Below are 17,235 nucleotides of genomic sequence, written 5' to 3' on the forward strand. Positions count from 1 at the left end.
GACAACTACCTTGCCGGCCTCAAACTCGCCGCAACGAGGATATGGATCGCTTCAGCTAATGAGTCCGCGTCCTAGCTGCCGAAGAAGATAAAAAGCTAAACCAGATTTTCCGAGACCGTAATGCTCTGATAAGGTTTCAAGAACGCTTGGAAACGATAGCTGATGCGCTAGGAAAAGATGCCATTGCATGGGAAGCTGAACGAGGAACTTATCAGTCAGTCGTAACTCTGCTCGGATCAATGCACCACCATAGCACTGTTTCCGTGGAGCTTAATCAACCGAACGTCCTGCCTCAACCAAACGTCCCGCCTCAACCAGCAAGACCTCCTATGCCCTCCCCCAAAATGCTAACCGCCACTGCCGCGAGTAGATCGGCGAGGCCTCCTTTTCCACTTCCAACCGCACCGTTCTCCGCTGTCGTCGGCGAGCCGGTGAAGCGTCCTATGCCGTTTCCAATTGTGCCGGTCGCCGACGCTGTAAAATCCGCTTCTGCGGAGGATGTCAAAGCTTTCGACCCAAGAGCATTCACAGGTCAGACAAATTTCGGTGTGGCGGGTCGAGTGATTCTGGATGCTCGGAGGGCCGCACTCGCCAGCGGGGATAAGGAAAGAGATCGCTACGAAGAGCGGCTTGAGGCCACCTTCGCTGCTTTCCTTGATGTGATCGGCGACCATCCCTTGAACTACTATCTGCCAATCCATCTCCAGGACTTCGCAACCGTTCTAGGAAGGGTCCCAACGAATCGGACGAAACATCCGATTTTTAAGGACCTTTCGTTGAACGCCATGGGAGAAAAAAATGACGCGCTGCCGGAAGGCGAACGCGTACGGCGATTGTCACAAACCACGGTTAAAGAGCATGTGACACAGATTAAGTTAATTTGGGAAAAGGCGACTGCGGGTGTCGCAAACGTACGCGACATCCGCTCGTTTAACGTCACGATGCCAGCGGCGGCTACGGTTGCGATAGAACGTGAGGGCTTGCCTGCCGCGTCACTCAACAAGTGGTTGGCCGACATGGTCAATCCGCGTGTGATGAGAAAGCCCCATAAAGCTTGGCTTCCCTTGGTAGGGTATCTCACTGGAATGCGGCTTTCAGAGATTGTCTATCTCCAATCTTCCGACATTGTTATGATCGAAGGAAATGAGGTAATTGATCTACGGTTACCACTTATCGTTGATGGGAAACCTGTCGACAGGCAACTCAAAACGAAGACTTCGGTGCGAGTTGTCGCAGTGCATCCTTTGCTACGGGAGTGTGGATTTTTAGATTTCGCGAAAAAACAGCGCGGACTTGGAGGATTCGTATTTCCGCATTATCACACCGCGCAAGACCCTGCTGACGCCGCCCAAAAACAAATGGGAAACTGGATGGTGGCTCTCGGGATACACGAGACACAACGTCAGGTGTTTCACTCACTGAGACACAATGCAAAGGCGTGGTTTCGTATCCATGTCGGTGACGGACTTGCAGATAAGCAGTGCGGTCATGCAGCGACTTCCGTCGGTGCAAGGTATGGCTTCAAGGCCCTTGAGCCAGAGGAAATCGAGAAAATAATGGCGATCCCCGCGCCACGAGGTGTCGACTTCACGCCGCTACTAAATTGGCGTCAGGCTCAATAGCGCATTAAGCGACCGCTGTTTCCGTTTCGCCGCCAACGCTGGTTGGCGGCACCACATATGTGTGCTCCAGCGGTCGAATGCTCTCAAGCCGTCTCTTTGAATTTCCCGTTTGAGTTCTGCCGCCGCGCCCGGCAGCCGCGACTTCCGGATTAACGTCTTTTGTATACTTCCATGCGGCTGAATATAGATTGCGGCATAGTACCAAAGCGTCACGCCTTGTGGGTCCTGCTGATGGACTTCAACAACCTCCACATTAACCTTCAGGCCCCTGATTTTTGTGATCGTCTTGCGCATAGAAATCTCCACTTTCCATTTGAATTTGTTGAATAATTTATAGCAGAAAAGGGGATTTCTGAGAATCTGCTCGGCAGAAATGATGTCGTTCGTAGGATAGTATCCGTATACGAAATTGGTGGGATTTTAGTGATTTTGGGAGGGAATCGTTTACCATGATATCGGGGACAGGCAGAGCGGGAGGGCAGTCAATGGAAATCGATGCGCAGTGGTGCGGGAACGCCAGTGACCCGGTGCGCGTCTATTTCCATTGACGGACCGGAGCGACCCAACCCTACCGCACCGGAGCAGGACAAGAAGGCGAAGGCCGTAATGCCCTGCTCCGGACTAGCCCTTCGGCAATGAGAAGCATCTTCCTGTACCTGCAAAAATCTATCTCGCCTGGAAACCGCCCCGATTCCTTGCGGACCCCGATTTCGTGCGCCATGTCTGTCGCGTGATCGATATGTAAGGAGTTACGATCTATGGATTCTGCCCAGCTTAACCAAAAAGAGTACGATGTTCTGAAGAAGATCATGTTTCTTCGGATGCGTGAATTTTGCGACATGCAGCACAAAACGCACGGCATGTTTGTGTTGGCCTATGGTGACGAGATGCATACCACCGAAGCGCTCTTCGAAAAGTTGTTCGGAAAGAAGGAAGCCGAACGTTGCAGGGACGAATGGCGCAACATCGTTAGGGTTGGTGCCGATGCTTGGCATGATGATCTTGCCGAGCGCGGCTTCGTCGGGATGGTGGACGCATGGTGAGGAAGCTTCGGACGGAAGAGACTATTTCCCGAGTTCTTTTGCTTAAACGTAACAAGAACAAATTGCTGGATGAATTTCACCGGTTAGGAGATCGCATCCATCGCCTGAACCAGCATCGTATCCGATACTGTGCTGCTGGCATCACGGTAATGGGCACCCCCGGGCCGATCCGCGATTTAGATCGTGAGTGGGACTTGTATGCCCGCATAGACGCAAAATCGCGACAACTGAGCGAAGAGCGTAAACGGGCTATTGCGGAAGTCCGCCTTATCGAAGCAGAGCTTGAGGAGCTGCCGCACGTACCCATCGAAGAAAACGAAGAATTCGATTGACCTAAACGTCGCCAGACTTGACCATTAAAAAACCGCCGTCAATGGGCTGCAACCCTCGGGCGGTTTTTTGGAGAATGTTCGACAATGATGAACAATCATTCTTACATTGTAAAGCCGCCATTGACGGTTGAGTGACCGGCGGACTGGGATATAACCCAGTCGAACCCATCCCATCCCCTTCGTTTTCAAAATCAAATGTTGACATTTTTTCCACGCACCTTGCTGCGAGCGTGGCGGATGTCGGGAATGGCATCAAAACCCATAACGCGGTTCTGAAAGGCAATTGCGGCTGGGCGATTGATCCGGTCCAATGGGCAGAGCGTGCCATTGCATCGAAGGTAATCGCCGCCCAGAACGACCGCATCGCCCAGGCGCTCCAAGACGCTGGCGAAGACGTCATCCTCAAAGGCGGTCTGACGCTCATATCCGCCGTCACCAATCTCACCGTTGAACAGCGCATTTATCGCGCTGTGCGCTTCTTACCGGTCGTCGCCGCCCGTGACCGCAGGCCTTTGGTAAACGGGTTGAAGCTTTTCATGACTGAGCATCGGAGCAGTAAATATTTCCGGTACGCGGTGATGACCTGCAACGAACTTGTTGCAGTGTTCGGAGACATCCGGGTTGCGATTCAACAATTGTCGCGGCGAATTTCCAAATGGTCGCACAAGGTCCATAAGAAATATGGAATAAAGGTACTTTATCGAGGCATCGAATTCACGAGAGCAACCGCTACTGAGCGGGATGCTGCCGCCGCAGAGCGTGGGCAGGCGTCTGAACTATCGAAGGCCTTCGGCGCGGAAACCGCGCTTTATCATGTCCATGCAAACGTGCTGTACTGGCCAACGCGGTTGGTGAAGCCAGACGAGTGGACGGCATTTCTCCATGACACGCACGATGCTATGGACGCGGAATGGAAAGATAACGGCACGGTCAAGAAGGTCGAGGAAATCGTTAAATACTGCTCGAAGCCTGCGGACACGCTGAAGGCGACGAATGATGAACTTGTCTGGCTGTATCAGCAGACGAAGCGGTTGAAGATTTGCCAGCCGCTCGGCGACTTCAAGCTCTGGCTGAAGCGCCTCGCTGATCGGCGCGAAAAAGTTGTCCGCGTACGTGTCGGTCACGGCAGCGGCGAGCTTATGCGCGTGAAAAAAGGCAAGCGTGGCGGCGCGTCTGACGATGACGACGGTGACAAGGCCAAGGATGTCGTGGAAGAGAGCGACCGCGACAAACCGGTCAATGAGACCCCTGTTCCGGTCCTTGCGAAACAAGAACGGGAAAGCAGCGATCCCCCTGCGAATATTGTTATCGGATTGAGCTTGCCGCAGTGGCGGCATACACCGTGGTCTGAGCCGATGATCATGGTGCAGAACTACGACGCGAATAAGTTGTCCGATGAGGACGGATACTACATTCGAGAGTGGCAGCGAGAGGCGCGGGAATGGTGGAATGATGCCGGTGCGCCGTTGCCAGAGGACGCGCTGGAAGTCGCTCGCGTGGCTTTGGAGGCCGTCCAGTCCGGCGCGGACATGAGTTCGGACGATATATGCGAGGCGGCGCAAGTCGCTCGCTATATCGTTCACACATGTAGCCCAACTGTCCCAGACATTGAATCCGAACTAGATTCGATTCCATACATCCAACCTCACGAAGCCGTTTTCGAAGAAAAGAAACCGCCTCGTCCACCCTCAATAGGGGAGATAAACGAGGGGCCGAACGCGATGGAACGGCTCAACATGATCGCCCATGAGGCCGATCAGCGACGGAGCATGGCTGAAAGACGTTTGCATGGGCTTCCGAAGCCGAAAGAGGCCGAGGCGCGGCAAACGTTCGAACAAGATTTCCCGACAGGAAAGAGCGTCGTTATGGCGCTGATGGCTGGAGCCGCCAGTGCGCCGCCGGTCGATCCGGATTTGGCCGCGCTGCTGTCGGACATCGACAAGCTTACACAGTTGCAGGCGGCGGCGTAGCCATCTGGGGACTGACCTCCCCGGTCACGAAGGGGGCTCCCAGCAAGGTCCGGTTGAAGACCTCCCTCCGAAGGAGCCGACAACAGTTTACTGTTGGTAGTCGGTCACTACTAATTTCGGATTCTTTCCATTCTCCTGTATCCGCCGATGGATTTCGGACTCATGCTCAAAGGATATTTTTCCTATTTTTGGAGCGGAGCTATGCGGGACGATCAGACACAGCAACTTATAGATCGGATCATCGGACTCAACGAGCGGCACATTGCGGTCGCTCGATCTTTGTTGACGACTATGACCGCCGATGACCCCGAGGTTGCGCAAACTTGGCTCGACCTTGCGGCCGACGCGTCAACAGACGGCGATGACCCGCATGGATTGTTCATCCTGCCTGAGAGCGTGTTCCATGCTCTCCACTCGCATGTCAGGTACGGCTACGTGATCGAATGGCTTGCTGTCTGGTCTCGCGAGTCATTCGCCCTGAAGGGCCAGTTTGCCGCAAGGTTGCCGCGTGGATGGGATGACATGGATCGCGTCCTTACAGCCGAATATGATCGTCGTACGCGCTAATCGGAGGTCGCAACGATGGCTTACGGAGATAGCGTATCGGGCGTCAGCGCAGAGTTTAGAGAATTTCGATACAAGGAATCCATGCTCCGCGTTCGCAAGGCTGTGGATGTCATTCATGTATCCAAAAATCGAGTGCTGATTCTCTTCCCGCTCACCAAGACACCGGTTTTAAAATCACTGACAGCGAAACGCATTACGCTTGTCACGCCTGATGGCCGCGACTTGGTGAAGGAATGGCGGGAATGATGCATGGGCTACCAGTTTATCCATTTGGAATCCTTCGCTCGCAAGCCTGATGCAAAGGGACGCGGCACGGATTTCATTTTTTCGGAAGCGAACAGGAAGCCAGAGGCGTCGGTTCACGTCCGAAACCCCTTGCCGCCTGTCGTTGTCTTCGGCGTCGGCATTGAGGATGTGCAGCAGATGCACGATGCTGCTGCCGCCGCTGCGACCATAGCCGTCAAAGGTGGGCACGTTCGAAAAGTCGCCCGCGACAAGAAAACGCTACAGACGGTTGTCGCTTCGTATCCGACCACAATGGCTGAAATTCGTGACGATCCTGCGAAACGAAAACGGGCCGAAGAATGGGAAAAACGAACAATATCTTGGCTTCGTTCACAATATGGCGACGATTTAAAGTCGATCATCAGGCACGAAGACGAGGAATATTTTCACATTCACGCATATGTCGTCCCGGTCGATGAGCCGGGGATGTCGGCACTCAAGCATCATCCGGGCGTCACTGCAAAGCGTGCCATCATGGACAGCGGCAAGGACGACGAGGATAAGAAGGCACTCAGCAAACGAGCCGACGCCGCATACAAAGCTGCGATGAGGCAATGGCAAGATTCCTATCATGAAGCCGTCGCCATTCCATGCGGATTGACCCGCCTTGGACCCCAGCGCCGTCGCTTAACGCGGGAAGAGTGGAAGCGAGAACAGGTTCAAGCCAGCGCCCTGCAAACGACGCTTGAACGTGCGCGGCAGATGAAAGCGTCGGGTGATGTCTTCATCCTGAAAACAAAATCCGAGGCGGAGACGATCCGTGCCGCCGCCGATAGGGAGCGCGAGAAAGCAGCCAGGGCGGCGCAAGCTGCCCTAGCTGCGGAAAAGCAGGCGCGGAAGGCTCAGGAAGAGGCCAAGGAAACCGTCGCACAGGCCCAGCGGTATTCCAGTATAGGCGGGCGCTTGAGGGCCATTTGGGACGCCCTCGGCGAATCTGCGCTGGCGAAGAGAATCAGGCAAGAGTTCGCCGCTGAAATCGAACGCGTGCAGTCGTTCGCGAAGACAGTTCAGGCCCGGTTGAAGGATGAGGAAAAACGTCGCCGCGAAGCCGAGCGAAAAGCTCACGACGCTGCGCAGGACGCTGAACGCGCTCGTGATGCGGCCCTCCGAATGCAGCTTGAGCGTGACCGTGCGTGGTCGCTTCTGCCGCCAGGCAAGCAACAGGAACTGGCCGCATCGGCCCCAGCCATGCGGATGACGTTGCGCCCGAACGGCGAGAAAGATCGGAAATGACGTGTCGTTTGCAAGCCAGCGTGGCCCCATCTCTGTGTCACCTATCGAGACCTGTCATGATAAGAGCCGCTATCTTCCTTCTTGCCATCGCCTGCGCCGCACCTGTTTCCGCCGGTCAAATCGTATGGCGGGCCTCCACAGCGGGTGTGCTGGAAATAACCGCACCGCCGCCGCCGCTTGAGGTCGATCCGCCGCCTGTCGAGGTGGGGAACTTCGGCATATTTTACGGGACCACCAGAGTCCGCGCGAACACGTCGCTGATGATCCAGCCGCTTTCGCAGAGCGGCTTTCCGGGAGCCGGATATACCTATACCGCTGCCAGCATGCCGACAGGTGCGAAGCTGGAAGCATCCACCGGCATGATATCGGGGAAAATTTTGGCGGCGGCTACCTATGCCATCTCGATTACAGTGGCGAAAGACGGAAAGCAGGATGTGATCGCTGCCACAATCGTCGTCGAATGAGCGGGCGTCCCCTACGCAGCGAGTTCGAGCGTTGCGTTGTGATGCCGCCGGAATGCTGTCAGCGCCGCTTTCTTCGCCTTACCTAACGAAGCCTCATGCCCCATGGCGACAGTTCGCTCGGTATCGTTGCCATGGGCGTCAAAGGTCGTTTTGTCGAGGAAATAGACAAATCGCCCTATCCAGATTTCATTGATTAAAATCTGAAAAACGTACGGCTTTCCATGCACGTCAATAGTGCATTCGTCTTCCATATCCCAGTGGATTCGGTAATTCCGCCTAGCCTGATTACCTGTCTTCATCGCTCGCCTCACTCCAGTTGCTCGCCACCAAGTGACGAGACCAAAAGAGTCACAACGAACTGAAAATGTATATTCACATTTATATTTGTTTATATTAACTCCATCCGCAAACAAATCGCTTTGCAGTGAATTTTATTGCTATATCAACTTGACAAGGAAATACCTGCTTAAGTTTATCCCAAATATTAATCATTTAATATTCTCCCATTTCCTTACGGTCAACGGATTTTTTTGACATTTCCTTAGCCGATGCCGGGCGACTTCGGTCCGCTGTCAGGAGTCTCCTTAAGTTCCTTCGCACGTTCTTCAGCCTCCCGGCGCTGCTCTTCGCGCCACAAAGCTGCCATCCGTGGAAATGCTGCTATCGTCATGTCTGGCGTCCGTCCCCTGCAATAGCGAAGCTGCTTCCAGCCGTTCGGGAGCGCTGCGCATGCGTCGACCCATGGATGCGCATCGGACGCGACGATGAGCTTCAATGCGGAGATCGCGTCTTTGCGAAGGAAATCGTGCTTAAGGTGATCGAGAAGCGTCCAGATGTGCAACTGCTCATCAATGTACCGCTGCGGCGTGCCGGGAAGCGGCTTGAAGACAGGGAAAAGCCATGGCCTATGGACCTTGTTATGCGCAATTATATCGCTCCAAGTCAGGCCATCGTAAACTTCCTGACTCTCTTCTCCGTAGCGCGGTGAGTAGTCCGACATATATCTGCGGTCGTCTTCGCTACGGGGATCGTCACGCTTGTCGAGTTCGTCCTTTTTGCGCGATTTCCTTGGTCGCGGAGGCTGTCGTTTTTGCTGCCGTGCGTCTTCGTCGGCAAGAATGACAGGCGAAAATGTCGCCGTGGGGATCGATTCGAGTACCATCAGCCAAAGCATTATCAGCCATCGCAGCCGCCTTTTTCGGTCGCGGTCGGCCTGTTCGCGACGACGGTGAAGCTCTGCCAGATGCCGTTGCCAGCGTTCGGCAGCGCGACGGTGTTTGCGTTTTTTTTCTAATTCCACTTGCTGAGGCGGTTCGCGGTGCATGGTGCTCTCCAAATCCGCTAATAGGATTGGCGAAGTAGCAGCGAACAACAATAGGCCGATGGCAGTGCGTGACGATCAGTTTAGCGGTAGTTTCGAATAGCTGCCTGATCAACATCTGTGGCCGGAATAAGTCTAAAATGCCGCTCTTCGACGACCTTCACGGCGTCATCTTCAACGGTAAGTTCGAACATTGCTATCTTTTCCGAACCCATAAATTGAGCCGAAATTGCTCGGACACGCATGTCAGGATAACGCTGACTGCACCACGCCAAGTCTTGCTTAGTTTGGACGACCGATATCTGATCGGAGCCGCCTTTAGCTTGAACCGGAATTGTGTAGTGGCAGCCGTGTTTATCGATGCCAACGTAAAGTTCATCGATTTCGATTTGGCCAATGCCTTTGACCGTCGTTCGAAGGTGATTTTGGAGAGAGTAAGTGGTCAGGCCAAGGAAAATGTCGACTAGACGATTATAGCGGACGATTGCGAGAAGCGCCTGCTCATCGTCCAGTGCATACAGCCTGATCATTTCCGGCGTTCCGTCGGGAATCCCAATCGTGACCAAATCTTCACGCGGGATTATACGATTTAACGGGACAAGGACAAACCTGTACTTCGCCCGTCCCGCACCTTCAATGATCCATTCTTGGCCGGGGGGCTGTGTCTCAACGATAGAGGCCGGGAGCGACTTTCGATAGCGAAGAGCATAGATCACATCGCCGAGGTTTTTTGGTAAGGAAACCCCCATCTCGGCGGCGGTCTTCTCGATATCCCCTCGTTCAAATTCGAAGGAATTACCATCGAACTGAAAACGCTCAGCGAATATCTTCTCGATAATGTCCTGATAGACATTGCCGCGAGAAGGTTTAGCCATCGTTCATTGCCTCAAGCGCAGCCAGCCTAGCCGCTTCCGTTTCGTGTTGCTTACGCTTCTTGATATTCGAGTTTCGATCTCGCTTTGTCCTCGGGGCCGACACCCCAAGCAAGTTAGCCGCCTCCGTTACCGTCGTATAGAGCAACTCCTCGTTGCCCAGTTCAACTGCCCGTTCTGGTGATTGCGGCACGATCCCCATAGCTTTAATGAGTTGAGATGCGATTGCTCTGGCTAGCGGCGGCGGAACCGAATTGCCGATCTGCCGCGCCCCATGCCACTTCGTCGAGTGAAGCCTGAACCAGTCAGGGAACCCATGTAAGCGAGCCATTTCGCGCACGGTAACGCAACGGGGATGCGTGTAATGGATCGGACGGGGACTCGTGAATGCCCCACGCGCCCCGTCTGTACCAGCGCGGAGAGTGTTCGATACGCCGTTGGCATCGAGCTTGAAGAACCGCGAGATCGGTTCGTTCTGACCTCCCAGGGTGTCGGCGAATCTGCGGCGAGATATCTCCGTGTGATCGGTGCGCCAGGAAGAAGTTAGGATGCTAGGGTCCCAAATCCGGCGATATCCATAATGCCACGAATCGTTAGTCAAACCCCGTAATTCTGATGCATACCTGCTGGGTGAACCGTATTTCGCTCCGGCCACCCTATCGTCGTCAATAAGCATCTCAAATTCATCAGCGTTCGGGAGGTCGCCAATTGCGTCTTCAACCGTAGGTCCTGCAGGCAATTCACTGGAAGAGCTGCTGGCGGCCCGTGTGATTGCTACAGGATATTCTGGCAGCTTGAGACCACGCTTGCATCCAACCAGCATCAAGCGTTCTCGTTGCTGCGGAACCCCAAATTCAGAGGCGTTGAATACCTTCCAAGGTTGGCGAACGTCATATCCGGCTGCTTCAAACGCGTGGACGACTTCTTCGAGAAATTTCCGCTGACGGCCTACCGTTAGGCCCTTCACATTCTCAAAGACAAAATAGTTGGCATCGAGTTCTGAAACAATTCGCACGAAGTCGTATACAAGCCTGTTCCTTGGATCATCGAGCGATCTCTGTCCTATCATGGAAAAGCCTTGGCAGGGTGGCCCGCCGAAGACTACATCGACCTTCGTATCGGCATCCAGTCCCGCAGCTTCCCGAATTTCGGCAGCGCTCAAGCCCACAACGCTTTTAGGCAGCACTGCGCAGTCGGGGAAGTTAAACTTGTGTACGGCACAATGAACGGGATCGATTTCGACAGCAGCCACGACATCGAAGCCAGCCTGTTCAAAACCAAGGCTCAGTCCACCAGCGCCTGCAAAAAGATCGATTCCAACCGGTCTTGCCATGCTCACTCCGATGCGTCCTCACGGTTTGGACCGCAATTGGGCGGCCCGAGAAACGTAACTATATTACCCAAAACTTGCTCGACGCTTTTCATCTCGCATTGCCAAACGACAAGCGATTCCCAGCCAGCAATCCTTAACTCGTTTATGGTTCGTTCGTCTCTAGCTTTGTTGGCGTCGATCTTTGGTTTCCAATATTCATTTCGAGTTTTGGGCAAGCGACCCTTATTGCAGTCATGGCCATGCCAGAAACAGCCATGGACAAAAATCACCTTTTTCCGCGCCGAGAACACGATGTCAGGCCTGCCCGGCAGGCCCTTCTGGTGGATACGAAAACGATATCCGAGTCGGTGCAATGCCCGCCGGATTGCCATTTCCGGGCCGGTATCCTTTTGTCGGACGGATTGCATTATCCGGCGACGTTGTTCTGGCGTTCGGGTATCCGCCAAACCTCTTCCTATCTGCGCTATATGCCGGTTACTGGCGGTTGTAGTTCGTAGGCAACCGTTCTTGTTATAGGCAGCGGCAAATTATGCCACGCCTTAGATTTGAACGCCGCAACCCCGTCAGCAACCGGAATTCCGGCCATTTCGAAGATCGCCACAACACGGCTTTGTCCTAGCCGATGTGTAGCTGCGGCTACTGGAACAATATAATCTATGTCGTTCAGGCCGACCTGCGTATTTGCACGCTCGGCCATTAGTGCGACCTGGGCCTGTATCTGGTGGAGCAATATAGGTTCGTCACGCTTAGCTTCAAACGTTACCAGCGCTTTTTGCGTTACTGAACCGGCGCGGAATGTCATGAGAAACAATGCATCGATCTCAGGCACTCCTTTCAGACTGTTTTGAAGATGAAAGAAATCTATAACGTCGATCTCCGAGAATAACGCGAAGTGGGTCTGTAGAACCCGCTGATGAACACAAACCTGTATCAGCCATGGCTCGTCCCCTCGGCCGAGTGCCCGCGCCGCTGAAGGAAGGGAGATTGCTTCAACCCGATGCACAGCTACGTCGTCAGGAATCTTGAAGTCGTCGGGAAAAGGTTCTTCTTGTTCCAGCGCATATGGGACGAAATCGAATACGCGACCCTCGCTATAGGACTGCCGTGCAGTAAATCCCTCTGATGCGATCTCGGGGGGCCACTGAGAGTTCCGGTTCGGGCTTCTAAGGAAATCCTTCAAAAAGTTTGCGGGGTTCGCCACAGCGAGTGCGATGCCTTCTTCCTGTCGAAGTTGAACAATCGCGTCCTGTAGCTCGTCATTGGTAACCGTGACCGGCGTAAAAACCTTTGTTTCCCAATTATATCGCCGATCAAAAAGAAATCGGAAAACAATCGGCTTCTCACTGCCACGCGCCATCTCGTTTCAACCCCTTGATTCGCCTGACGAGATGTTGGAATCCATTCGGAAGCACTGAAAGATGTCGATTGACTAGAGAGGGGTTTTTCCAACTTTAACTTGTTTTAGCCAAATTTCCTCAGCGGCAAATATGTTGACATTCCCTATTGGAAGCGTACACAAAAAGAAGCTCGAAAACATACCCAAAAGCTGTGTAAGGCGTTGTTTTCGTTTTAGTCATGACCTTATTGGCATGTGTACGGTCCCTCCCTCCGGGCCCACCATTTTTCTGAATTCATAAGACCGGACCAATCGCAGGATTCAGCGAGCGATTCCGTTTGATTTCCGGCGTCGTGGGCTTAGATAAATCAGGAGATGGCCCGATAGGAAAGACATCGATGGCGGATAGTTCCGGACTTAATTCTTTAGACCTGTCGCTTGATCGCGAGTTCTTCGATCTGCTTGTTGGAAGTTATGCTCGCATTGTCGGTGCGCCCCTCGTCGATCAAGGCCGCGGGCCGGAATGGCTCTATCACGATGCTCCGTTTGTGGTCGTCGCGCATAACACGGATCCTGATCCGCGGTTCGTCTATGCGAATAGAGCCGGCCAGGCTTGCTTTGAATATCCGTGGGATGAATTCGTGACCTTGCCGTCGCGCCTGTCCGCGGAGCTTCCCAATCGGGCTGAGCGTCAGCAATTGTTGGATGCCGTTACGCGCAACGGCTTTATTGCCGATTATCGTGGGCTGCGGATCGCAAAATCGGGTCGGCGTTTCTGGATCGAGGATGGCATCGTCTGGCAGCTCATCGACCGGGATGGGCATCGGCGAGGGCAAGCAGCGACATTTTCGAGATGGAGAGATGCCTGAGTCGGAGTGAATGTCACGCCACAGGCTCCAATACCTCCTCCCGTTTGATCTTGTGAAACATGTCGTTATCCGTCTCCATGGACTGTTCGTATTCATAGGCGAACAGTTCGGCAGCGTGACGGCCGGGGAGCGTTTGGTCATTTTCGATCACGGTGGCGATGCGTCGGAACAGCTCGGCCTCGAAGGTGCTTGCCTTTGCAACCGGACTTGGTCGCGCTAACCGGGCTCCACCATCCAATCGAATCGCCGAGACATAGAATTCACCATCGTAACCGTCACCGGCCGATGTCAATTCGGCACGGCCATAGAGGAGCAGGCCTGATTCCCACCGATCGCAGAGATTGATGGTGAGTTCATCGAATGAGTATTCGCAGGAGAAGGCATCGTTGGGTGTCATCATGCTGCCATCCGTGTTGCCGATGCGGATGATTGGGCGGTCAGGCGATCGATCTCTGCCATGAGCGTTGTTCGATCCTTTGCAATCGACATTCCGAATGGTCGGGCGTCGATGCGCAGCAATTCCAGTCGCAGGCTCGCTAGTCGCTCGGCACGATGCTGATCTTCGGTCTTGGCTGCGTCGGCTGCTTGCTGCTGCGCCCAGATCCAGGCTGTTGCCAAGGCGCGGGCGAACCATTTGCGCCGGCCGGCTGCCGTCGACGGTCGGTGTAGCCGCGTATCGCGGCGATAGAGCGTCCAGGCGATGATCATGACGTCTGACTTCGCTGGCATGAAATACGCACCCTCCTTTGCGTGCCCATTGGGACACGACATTCATATTCGCTCGATCTCCGATCCGGTTTCGCGGACTTCATGCAAGATTTTGAAATTTGCATGGGCTCATTCCGGCTCGGGCGATTGGCTCGCGAAAGGAAGATGTCATGCGACACAATTAATGTCAACATTTTATATGTTGTATGGCAATCGACTTGACATAAATTATGTTTATTTGATCTGCGCGCCGAATACCTGTCATATCTGGTTTCGACAAGGTCGTGGTAACGGATGACTGAAGGCGGCGGCCCTTATTTCCGCGCGATATGCCCGCAGATGCGCCCGATGATCGTCAGCCGCTCCAACTCCACCGTAAAGGTTTCCAGCGCCGGGTTGTCGGAGATGATCTTGACCTGGCTGGGTTGGGTGAAGGGGACGCGCTGAAGGCGTTTGATCTGTGGTTCGGAATAGCCGTCGCTGATGGCATAGACCGTGTCTGTCACCATCAGGTTCTGCGAGAGGTCGACGATGACGCGGTCGCCGGGCATGTAGGTGGGCTGCATGGAATCGCCGATCACTTCCATGATGATGGTGTGGTTCGGCGACGCTTTTGCTTCGTTGCGCAGGTAACCTGCGGGAATTACCCATTCCGCGATGATTTTATGGCCGGCGACATTGCCTGCTCCGACGGGAAGATTGATGACCTCGCCGACAATACCGCTGCCGGCGCCGAGCTTGACATCAACCTCCGGCGTGGCGCCCTCGATCTTCGATTGCCAGTGCTCCCGGCTATAGCTGACATTCTCACCGTCCTCGGCAAATCCTTCGTTGTATTGTTCATCGGGGTCGAAGGAGGTGACCATGCGTGGCCCTGGCCGCTCTACCTTGCGTGGGCCTTCGCCAGTCAGAAGATAGCCGGCTGTGGTGCCGAATTTCTTGGCGTAGCGATCGGCGATTTCGGGGCCGAATTCGTTCTGGCCGTTTTCGTGCGCGCGGTAGGTGGACAAGCTGACACCTAGCGCCTCCGCCGCTTTCGTCGCCGAGGAGTAATTTGCGGCTTCGCGCGCCGCCTTCAGTCGTTCGCCCATGGATTTCTGCATGACCAGACACTCGCAAAATAATTAACATAAATCATGTTGACATCGACATTAATAACAACATAATTTGTGTCCATCAAGATGCCTGCGGAGAAAATCGCCGCAAGGCTGACGTGCCGGGGCGGGTGCCGCCCCGCAATAGTGGTTTTAGGAGCGGTCGCATGGTCTCGATCAGGAAAGGCAGAAGGCTGGGTTCCAGCCCATTCTATTTCGACTTCTTCTGGGGTTGCCCCTGCTGTCGGCGGGCCTTGTCGATCGCCGAGGTAATCGAGCGGCACTGCGAAGCCTGCGAGGAGCGTGTCGAGCCGGTGGAGATGTCCGATCGCGGTTTGGCGGGGTGCCAACAGGAAGCGGAGGAGCTCGCATGAGTGAGCTCGTTCAAGGTTTCCTGGCGTGCATCGGAGCTGCTCTGTTTTTTGGGTGCTTGCTTACGGCCGTGGCGTCGATCATTTCGTCGCCGAAATATGCAAGCGACGGTGACGACGTCGGCGGTGCGCCGGAGGGTGATCAGGTTCATTTCCGGACCGCCAAGGATGGGGCTCAACGCGGAGCGAAGCTGTGACGGAATCATTGCCATAGCGCGGCCACTGCTGCCAAGTGGCTGAATTGCTTAAAAAAGTCAATCCAAATAACTGGCCGGGGGCGGCCAGAGGAGGTTTCTATGAATGAATTTCAGATCGGAACGGAAGCGGTCGCCGGCGGTCATCTCGGCTGGATCCGTAAGGTTCACCGGGCCACCAACGAGGTCCTGAAGGACAACCGCGGCGAAGCGATCGTCTTTCTGACCGAGGATGCAGCCAAGGCGGCCGCCGGCGAAGCGATCGTTGCCTACCTCAATACGCCGATGCTGCGGGATGGGGCGAGGGTGGAGAAAATGGCGAAGGCGGAAGCCCTGTTCAAGCCGAGACACCCCTCTGCAGGAGCCGACAACGGTAAGCATGCATGATCGAACCGATGCCGCCGACTGATTTGAATTTTCCTTGTTGAAGGGAGGGAATGCGCCCATGACCAAAGGCAGGCTCGACACTCTTCTTGACGGCCTCGGCATCAAGCTGGTTCCGGTCCATCGCCGTCGCGCTCCGGCGCAGAGCCATGCGCGTGGCACCATGCAGGAAATCCGGGGGCAACATGGCGACGGCCATCTCGTCTTTGTCCTGCGCTGCATTCGCCAGACCGGCAACAATCGCGATGAACTCTGGTCGGACACGATCGGCGCGGTCTCCGATATCCTTGTGCAGCGTAAGGATTGGGCATTGCAGCGGCCCGGCGATCTGCTGTCCGCCTTTGACGATATTGCGCTGGCGGCCTTGCGCGCAGATGCCGTGGCGCGGCGGCCTTGGCCGGTGCGCGCGACGCTTCGGATTTTGATCTATCGGGAACTGGAGAGACGACTTGATGTACCAGAACGCCTTGCAGTTTAACGATCTTTCGCAACATGCGGCGGAGGTCGCCGATCTGAGCCTGATCGTCCGCGCTCGTTTCGTCGAGGCCGCCGATACGATGGTTCACCTCGACGTGCGGGGCGTGCGCCCGGATCGGATGCGGACGCTTTGGCCGGATGTTCTTCCCGAACCGGGAGATCACGCGGATATCCACGTTCGCTATCGCCCGAGCGCGGCCGCCATCAGTCGTGCGGAAGAAGTGCTGCAGGGCTGGCTGTTGACCCATGTCCGGGACGAGGAGCGCCGTATCCTGCTTTCCCGATGGTCGGTTTGCCTTGCTGCGCCATATGTCGTCGGCTCCTTCCGCGATTTCTGCGCAAAGACCGGACGGGTGAGGCGAACGGCGGAGCGGTGGATTCAGGCGGAGTTTCAGACTGTGGCAAGGGCCTTGCTCGCGGTTTCGCCGGCGTTGCAGGAACCCGATTGGTCACGCATCGCGCCGATGATGCCGAATTCGGCGGGAAGCCTCGAGCGGGTGAAAGAGCCCGCCGCAAAGCATAAGACATACTGGTTGCCGGACGACGCAAAGCCTGTGTTCGATGCGGCCAGCCCGGAGCTGGCGGCACTGGCGAAGCGCTTGGAGCGAGAAAACAGACGGCGAGCGAAGATGAAAGCCTAACTCGCAAGAATGGCCCTGGTTCGAACCCAGGGCTTTTTTTGTTAGGCCGTGTCCCCATAACGGGGTTCATGTTGGTGCTGGTGTGTGATTCAATCTCCAGAAAAGGAGATTGCCATGCG

General features: G+C 55.0%; 23 protein-coding genes. 13 read left to right on the forward strand and 10 right to left on the reverse strand.

Annotated features, from left to right (window positions below; translation table 11 throughout):
* Positions 1-443 precede the first annotated feature (443 nt).
* Positions 444-1,622, forward strand: coding sequence for a hypothetical protein (locus tag AB6803_RS32460; protein WP_371112688.1), 1,179 nt, complete (start codon positions 444-446; stop codon positions 1,620-1,622).
* Here the strand turns inward: AB6803_RS32460 and AB6803_RS32465 are convergent.
* Positions 1,599-1,916 carry a hypothetical protein gene (locus tag AB6803_RS32465; protein ID WP_371112689.1) on the reverse strand — a complete coding sequence of 106 codons (318 nt, stop codon included), beginning with the start codon at positions 1,914-1,916 and terminating at the stop codon, positions 1,599-1,601. The genes AB6803_RS32460 and AB6803_RS32465 overlap by 24 nt on opposite strands.
* Positions 1,917-2,380: 464 nt before the next feature.
* Here AB6803_RS32465 and AB6803_RS32470 point away from each other — a divergent pair, with 464 nt between their 5' ends.
* The 7 genes from AB6803_RS32470 to AB6803_RS32500 all read left to right on the forward strand — a co-directional run bounded on the left by AB6803_RS32470 (position 2,381) and on the right by AB6803_RS32500 (position 7,516).
* The gene (locus tag AB6803_RS32470; protein WP_371112690.1) at positions 2,381-2,665 is read left to right on the forward strand and encodes a hypothetical protein; all 285 of its coding nucleotides are present in this window, start codon (positions 2,381-2,383) and stop codon (positions 2,663-2,665) included.
* Positions 2,659-2,997: a hypothetical protein gene (locus tag AB6803_RS32475; RefSeq protein ID WP_371112691.1), complete on the forward strand. Its 339-nt coding sequence runs from the start codon at positions 2,659-2,661 to the stop codon at positions 2,995-2,997. Before AB6803_RS32470 ends, AB6803_RS32475 begins: the two co-directional genes overlap by 7 nt.
* Positions 2,998-3,128: 131 nt before the next feature.
* Entirely contained in the window at positions 3,129-4,967 is a 1,839-nt protein-coding gene (locus tag AB6803_RS32480) for a hypothetical protein (protein ID WP_371112692.1), read from the forward strand.
* Between the two features lie 201 nt (positions 4,968-5,168).
* Positions 5,169-5,534, forward strand: a complete 366-nt coding sequence (locus AB6803_RS32485) for a hypothetical protein (RefSeq protein ID WP_371112693.1) — start codon at positions 5,169-5,171, stop codon at positions 5,532-5,534.
* Positions 5,535-5,549: 15 nt separating this feature from the next.
* Positions 5,550-5,780 (forward strand): hypothetical protein, encoded by a 231-nt coding sequence (locus AB6803_RS32490; RefSeq protein WP_371112694.1) that lies wholly within the window; start codon positions 5,550-5,552, stop codon positions 5,778-5,780.
* Between the two features lie 3 nt (positions 5,781-5,783).
* Positions 5,784-7,052, forward strand: coding sequence for a hypothetical protein (locus AB6803_RS32495; RefSeq protein WP_371112695.1), 1,269 nt, complete (start codon positions 5,784-5,786; stop codon positions 7,050-7,052).
* 56 nt (positions 7,053-7,108) lie between these two features.
* Positions 7,109-7,516 (forward strand): putative Ig domain-containing protein, encoded by a 408-nt coding sequence (locus AB6803_RS32500; protein WP_371112696.1) that lies wholly within the window; start codon positions 7,109-7,111, stop codon positions 7,514-7,516.
* A gap of 11 nt (positions 7,517-7,527) precedes the next feature.
* Here the strand turns inward: AB6803_RS32500 and AB6803_RS32505 are convergent, their stop codons facing one another.
* The 6 genes from AB6803_RS32505 to AB6803_RS32530 all read right to left on the reverse strand — a co-directional run bounded on the left by AB6803_RS32505 (position 7,528) and on the right by AB6803_RS32530 (position 12,399).
* Positions 7,528-7,815 carry a hypothetical protein gene (locus tag AB6803_RS32505; protein ID WP_371112697.1) on the reverse strand — a complete coding sequence of 96 codons (288 nt, stop codon included), beginning with the start codon at positions 7,813-7,815 and terminating at the stop codon, positions 7,528-7,530.
* Between the two features lie 242 nt (positions 7,816-8,057).
* On the reverse strand, positions 8,058-8,840 hold the full coding sequence (locus AB6803_RS32510) for a hypothetical protein (RefSeq protein ID WP_371112698.1): 783 nt from the start codon (positions 8,838-8,840) through the stop codon (positions 8,058-8,060).
* 80 nt (positions 8,841-8,920) lie between these two features.
* A complete protein-coding gene (locus AB6803_RS32515; RefSeq protein ID WP_371112699.1) occupies positions 8,921-9,712 on the reverse strand; it encodes an endonuclease in 792 nt (263 codons plus the stop codon).
* Entirely contained in the window at positions 9,705-11,042 is a 1,338-nt protein-coding gene (locus AB6803_RS32520; protein ID WP_371112700.1) for a DNA cytosine methyltransferase, read from the reverse strand. The genes AB6803_RS32515 and AB6803_RS32520 overlap by 8 nt, the downstream gene beginning before the upstream one ends.
* Positions 11,043-11,044: 2 nt before the next feature.
* Entirely contained in the window at positions 11,045-11,488 is a 444-nt protein-coding gene (locus AB6803_RS32525; RefSeq protein ID WP_371112701.1) for a very short patch repair endonuclease, read from the reverse strand.
* Between the two features lie 17 nt (positions 11,489-11,505).
* Positions 11,506-12,399, reverse strand: a complete 894-nt coding sequence (locus AB6803_RS32530; RefSeq protein ID WP_371112702.1) for a hypothetical protein — start codon at positions 12,397-12,399, stop codon at positions 11,506-11,508.
* A gap of 377 nt (positions 12,400-12,776) precedes the next feature.
* On the opposite strand from AB6803_RS32530, the gene AB6803_RS32535 reads away from it, so the two are divergent.
* Positions 12,777-13,247: an MEKHLA domain-containing protein gene (locus AB6803_RS32535; protein WP_371112710.1), complete on the forward strand. Its 471-nt coding sequence runs from the start codon at positions 12,777-12,779 to the stop codon at positions 13,245-13,247.
* A gap of 13 nt (positions 13,248-13,260) precedes the next feature.
* On the opposite strand, the gene AB6803_RS32540 is transcribed toward AB6803_RS32535, so the two are convergent.
* From AB6803_RS32540 to AB6803_RS32550, 3 genes are all read right to left on the reverse strand, one after another.
* A complete protein-coding gene (locus AB6803_RS32540; protein WP_371112703.1) occupies positions 13,261-13,647 on the reverse strand; it encodes a hypothetical protein in 387 nt (128 codons plus the stop codon).
* Entirely contained in the window at positions 13,644-13,976 is a 333-nt protein-coding gene (locus tag AB6803_RS32545; protein WP_371112704.1) for a hypothetical protein, read from the reverse strand. The genes AB6803_RS32540 and AB6803_RS32545 overlap by 4 nt, the downstream gene beginning before the upstream one ends.
* Before the next feature lie 293 nt (positions 13,977-14,269).
* Positions 14,270-15,058: a S24 family peptidase gene (locus tag AB6803_RS32550; protein WP_371112705.1), complete on the reverse strand. Its 789-nt coding sequence runs from the start codon at positions 15,056-15,058 to the stop codon at positions 14,270-14,272.
* A gap of 158 nt (positions 15,059-15,216) precedes the next feature.
* Here AB6803_RS32550 and AB6803_RS32555 point away from each other — a divergent pair, with 158 nt between their 5' ends.
* From AB6803_RS32555 to AB6803_RS32570, 4 genes are all read left to right on the forward strand, one after another.
* Positions 15,217-15,423 carry a hypothetical protein gene (locus tag AB6803_RS32555; protein WP_371112706.1) on the forward strand — a complete coding sequence of 69 codons (207 nt, stop codon included), beginning with the start codon at positions 15,217-15,219 and terminating at the stop codon, positions 15,421-15,423.
* 293 nt (positions 15,424-15,716) lie between these two features.
* Complete coding sequence (locus AB6803_RS32560; RefSeq protein ID WP_371112707.1) at positions 15,717-16,001, forward strand: hypothetical protein; 285 nt, start codon at positions 15,717-15,719, stop codon at positions 15,999-16,001.
* Positions 16,002-16,059: 58 nt separating this feature from the next.
* Positions 16,060-16,476: a hypothetical protein gene (locus tag AB6803_RS32565; protein WP_371112708.1), complete on the forward strand. Its 417-nt coding sequence runs from the start codon at positions 16,060-16,062 to the stop codon at positions 16,474-16,476.
* Positions 16,451-17,116, forward strand: a complete 666-nt coding sequence (locus tag AB6803_RS32570; RefSeq protein ID WP_371112709.1) for a DUF6362 family protein — start codon at positions 16,451-16,453, stop codon at positions 17,114-17,116. Before AB6803_RS32565 ends, AB6803_RS32570 begins: the two co-directional genes overlap by 26 nt.
* Positions 17,117-17,235 lie beyond the last annotated feature (119 nt).

It is taken from the genome of Rhizobium sp. RCC_161_2, assembly GCF_041355235.1.
Lineage (GTDB): Bacteria > Pseudomonadota > Alphaproteobacteria > Rhizobiales > Rhizobiaceae > Rhizobium.

What these genes read in the sequence shown, in the direction of transcription:
- AB6803_RS32535 (WP_371112710.1), top strand. Translation starts at nt 12,777, where the DNA reads ATGGCGGATAGTTCCGGACTTAATTCTTTAGACCTGTCGCTTGATCGC.
- AB6803_RS32495 (WP_371112695.1), top strand. Translation starts at nt 5,784, where the DNA reads ATGGGCTACCAGTTTATCCATTTGGAATCCTTCGCTCGCAAGCCTGAT.
- AB6803_RS32475 (WP_371112691.1), top strand. Translation starts at nt 2,659, where the DNA reads ATGGTGAGGAAGCTTCGGACGGAAGAGACTATTTCCCGAGTTCTTTTG.
- AB6803_RS32545 (WP_371112704.1), bottom strand. Translation starts at nt 13,976, where the DNA reads ATGCCAGCGAAGTCAGACGTCATGATCATCGCCTGGACGCTCTATCGC.
- AB6803_RS32510 (WP_371112698.1), bottom strand. Translation starts at nt 8,840, where the DNA reads ATGCACCGCGAACCGCCTCAGCAAGTGGAATTAGAAAAAAAACGCAAA.
- AB6803_RS32500 (WP_371112696.1), top strand. Translation starts at nt 7,109, where the DNA reads ATGATAAGAGCCGCTATCTTCCTTCTTGCCATCGCCTGCGCCGCACCT.
- AB6803_RS32540 (WP_371112703.1), bottom strand. Translation starts at nt 13,647, where the DNA reads ATGATGACACCCAACGATGCCTTCTCCTGCGAATACTCATTCGATGAA.
- AB6803_RS32565 (WP_371112708.1), top strand. Translation starts at nt 16,060, where the DNA reads ATGACCAAAGGCAGGCTCGACACTCTTCTTGACGGCCTCGGCATCAAG.
- AB6803_RS32470 (WP_371112690.1), top strand. Translation starts at nt 2,381, where the DNA reads ATGGATTCTGCCCAGCTTAACCAAAAAGAGTACGATGTTCTGAAGAAG.
- AB6803_RS32570 (WP_371112709.1), top strand. Translation starts at nt 16,451, where the DNA reads ATGTACCAGAACGCCTTGCAGTTTAACGATCTTTCGCAACATGCGGCG.
- AB6803_RS32530 (WP_371112702.1), bottom strand. Translation starts at nt 12,399, where the DNA reads ATGGCGCGTGGCAGTGAGAAGCCGATTGTTTTCCGATTTCTTTTTGAT.
- AB6803_RS32515 (WP_371112699.1), bottom strand. Translation starts at nt 9,712, where the DNA reads ATGGCTAAACCTTCTCGCGGCAATGTCTATCAGGACATTATCGAGAAG.
- AB6803_RS32465 (WP_371112689.1), bottom strand. Translation starts at nt 1,916, where the DNA reads ATGCGCAAGACGATCACAAAAATCAGGGGCCTGAAGGTTAATGTGGAG.
- AB6803_RS32520 (WP_371112700.1), bottom strand. Translation starts at nt 11,042, where the DNA reads ATGGCAAGACCGGTTGGAATCGATCTTTTTGCAGGCGCTGGTGGACTG.
- AB6803_RS32460 (WP_371112688.1), top strand. Translation starts at nt 444, where the DNA reads ATGCCGTTTCCAATTGTGCCGGTCGCCGACGCTGTAAAATCCGCTTCT.
- AB6803_RS32555 (WP_371112706.1), top strand. Translation starts at nt 15,217, where the DNA reads ATGGTCTCGATCAGGAAAGGCAGAAGGCTGGGTTCCAGCCCATTCTAT.
- AB6803_RS32560 (WP_371112707.1), top strand. Translation starts at nt 15,717, where the DNA reads ATGAATGAATTTCAGATCGGAACGGAAGCGGTCGCCGGCGGTCATCTC.
- AB6803_RS32485 (WP_371112693.1), top strand. Translation starts at nt 5,169, where the DNA reads ATGCGGGACGATCAGACACAGCAACTTATAGATCGGATCATCGGACTC.
- AB6803_RS32490 (WP_371112694.1), top strand. Translation starts at nt 5,550, where the DNA reads ATGGCTTACGGAGATAGCGTATCGGGCGTCAGCGCAGAGTTTAGAGAA.
- AB6803_RS32505 (WP_371112697.1), bottom strand. Translation starts at nt 7,815, where the DNA reads ATGAAGACAGGTAATCAGGCTAGGCGGAATTACCGAATCCACTGGGAT.
- AB6803_RS32550 (WP_371112705.1), bottom strand. Translation starts at nt 15,058, where the DNA reads ATGCAGAAATCCATGGGCGAACGACTGAAGGCGGCGCGCGAAGCCGCA.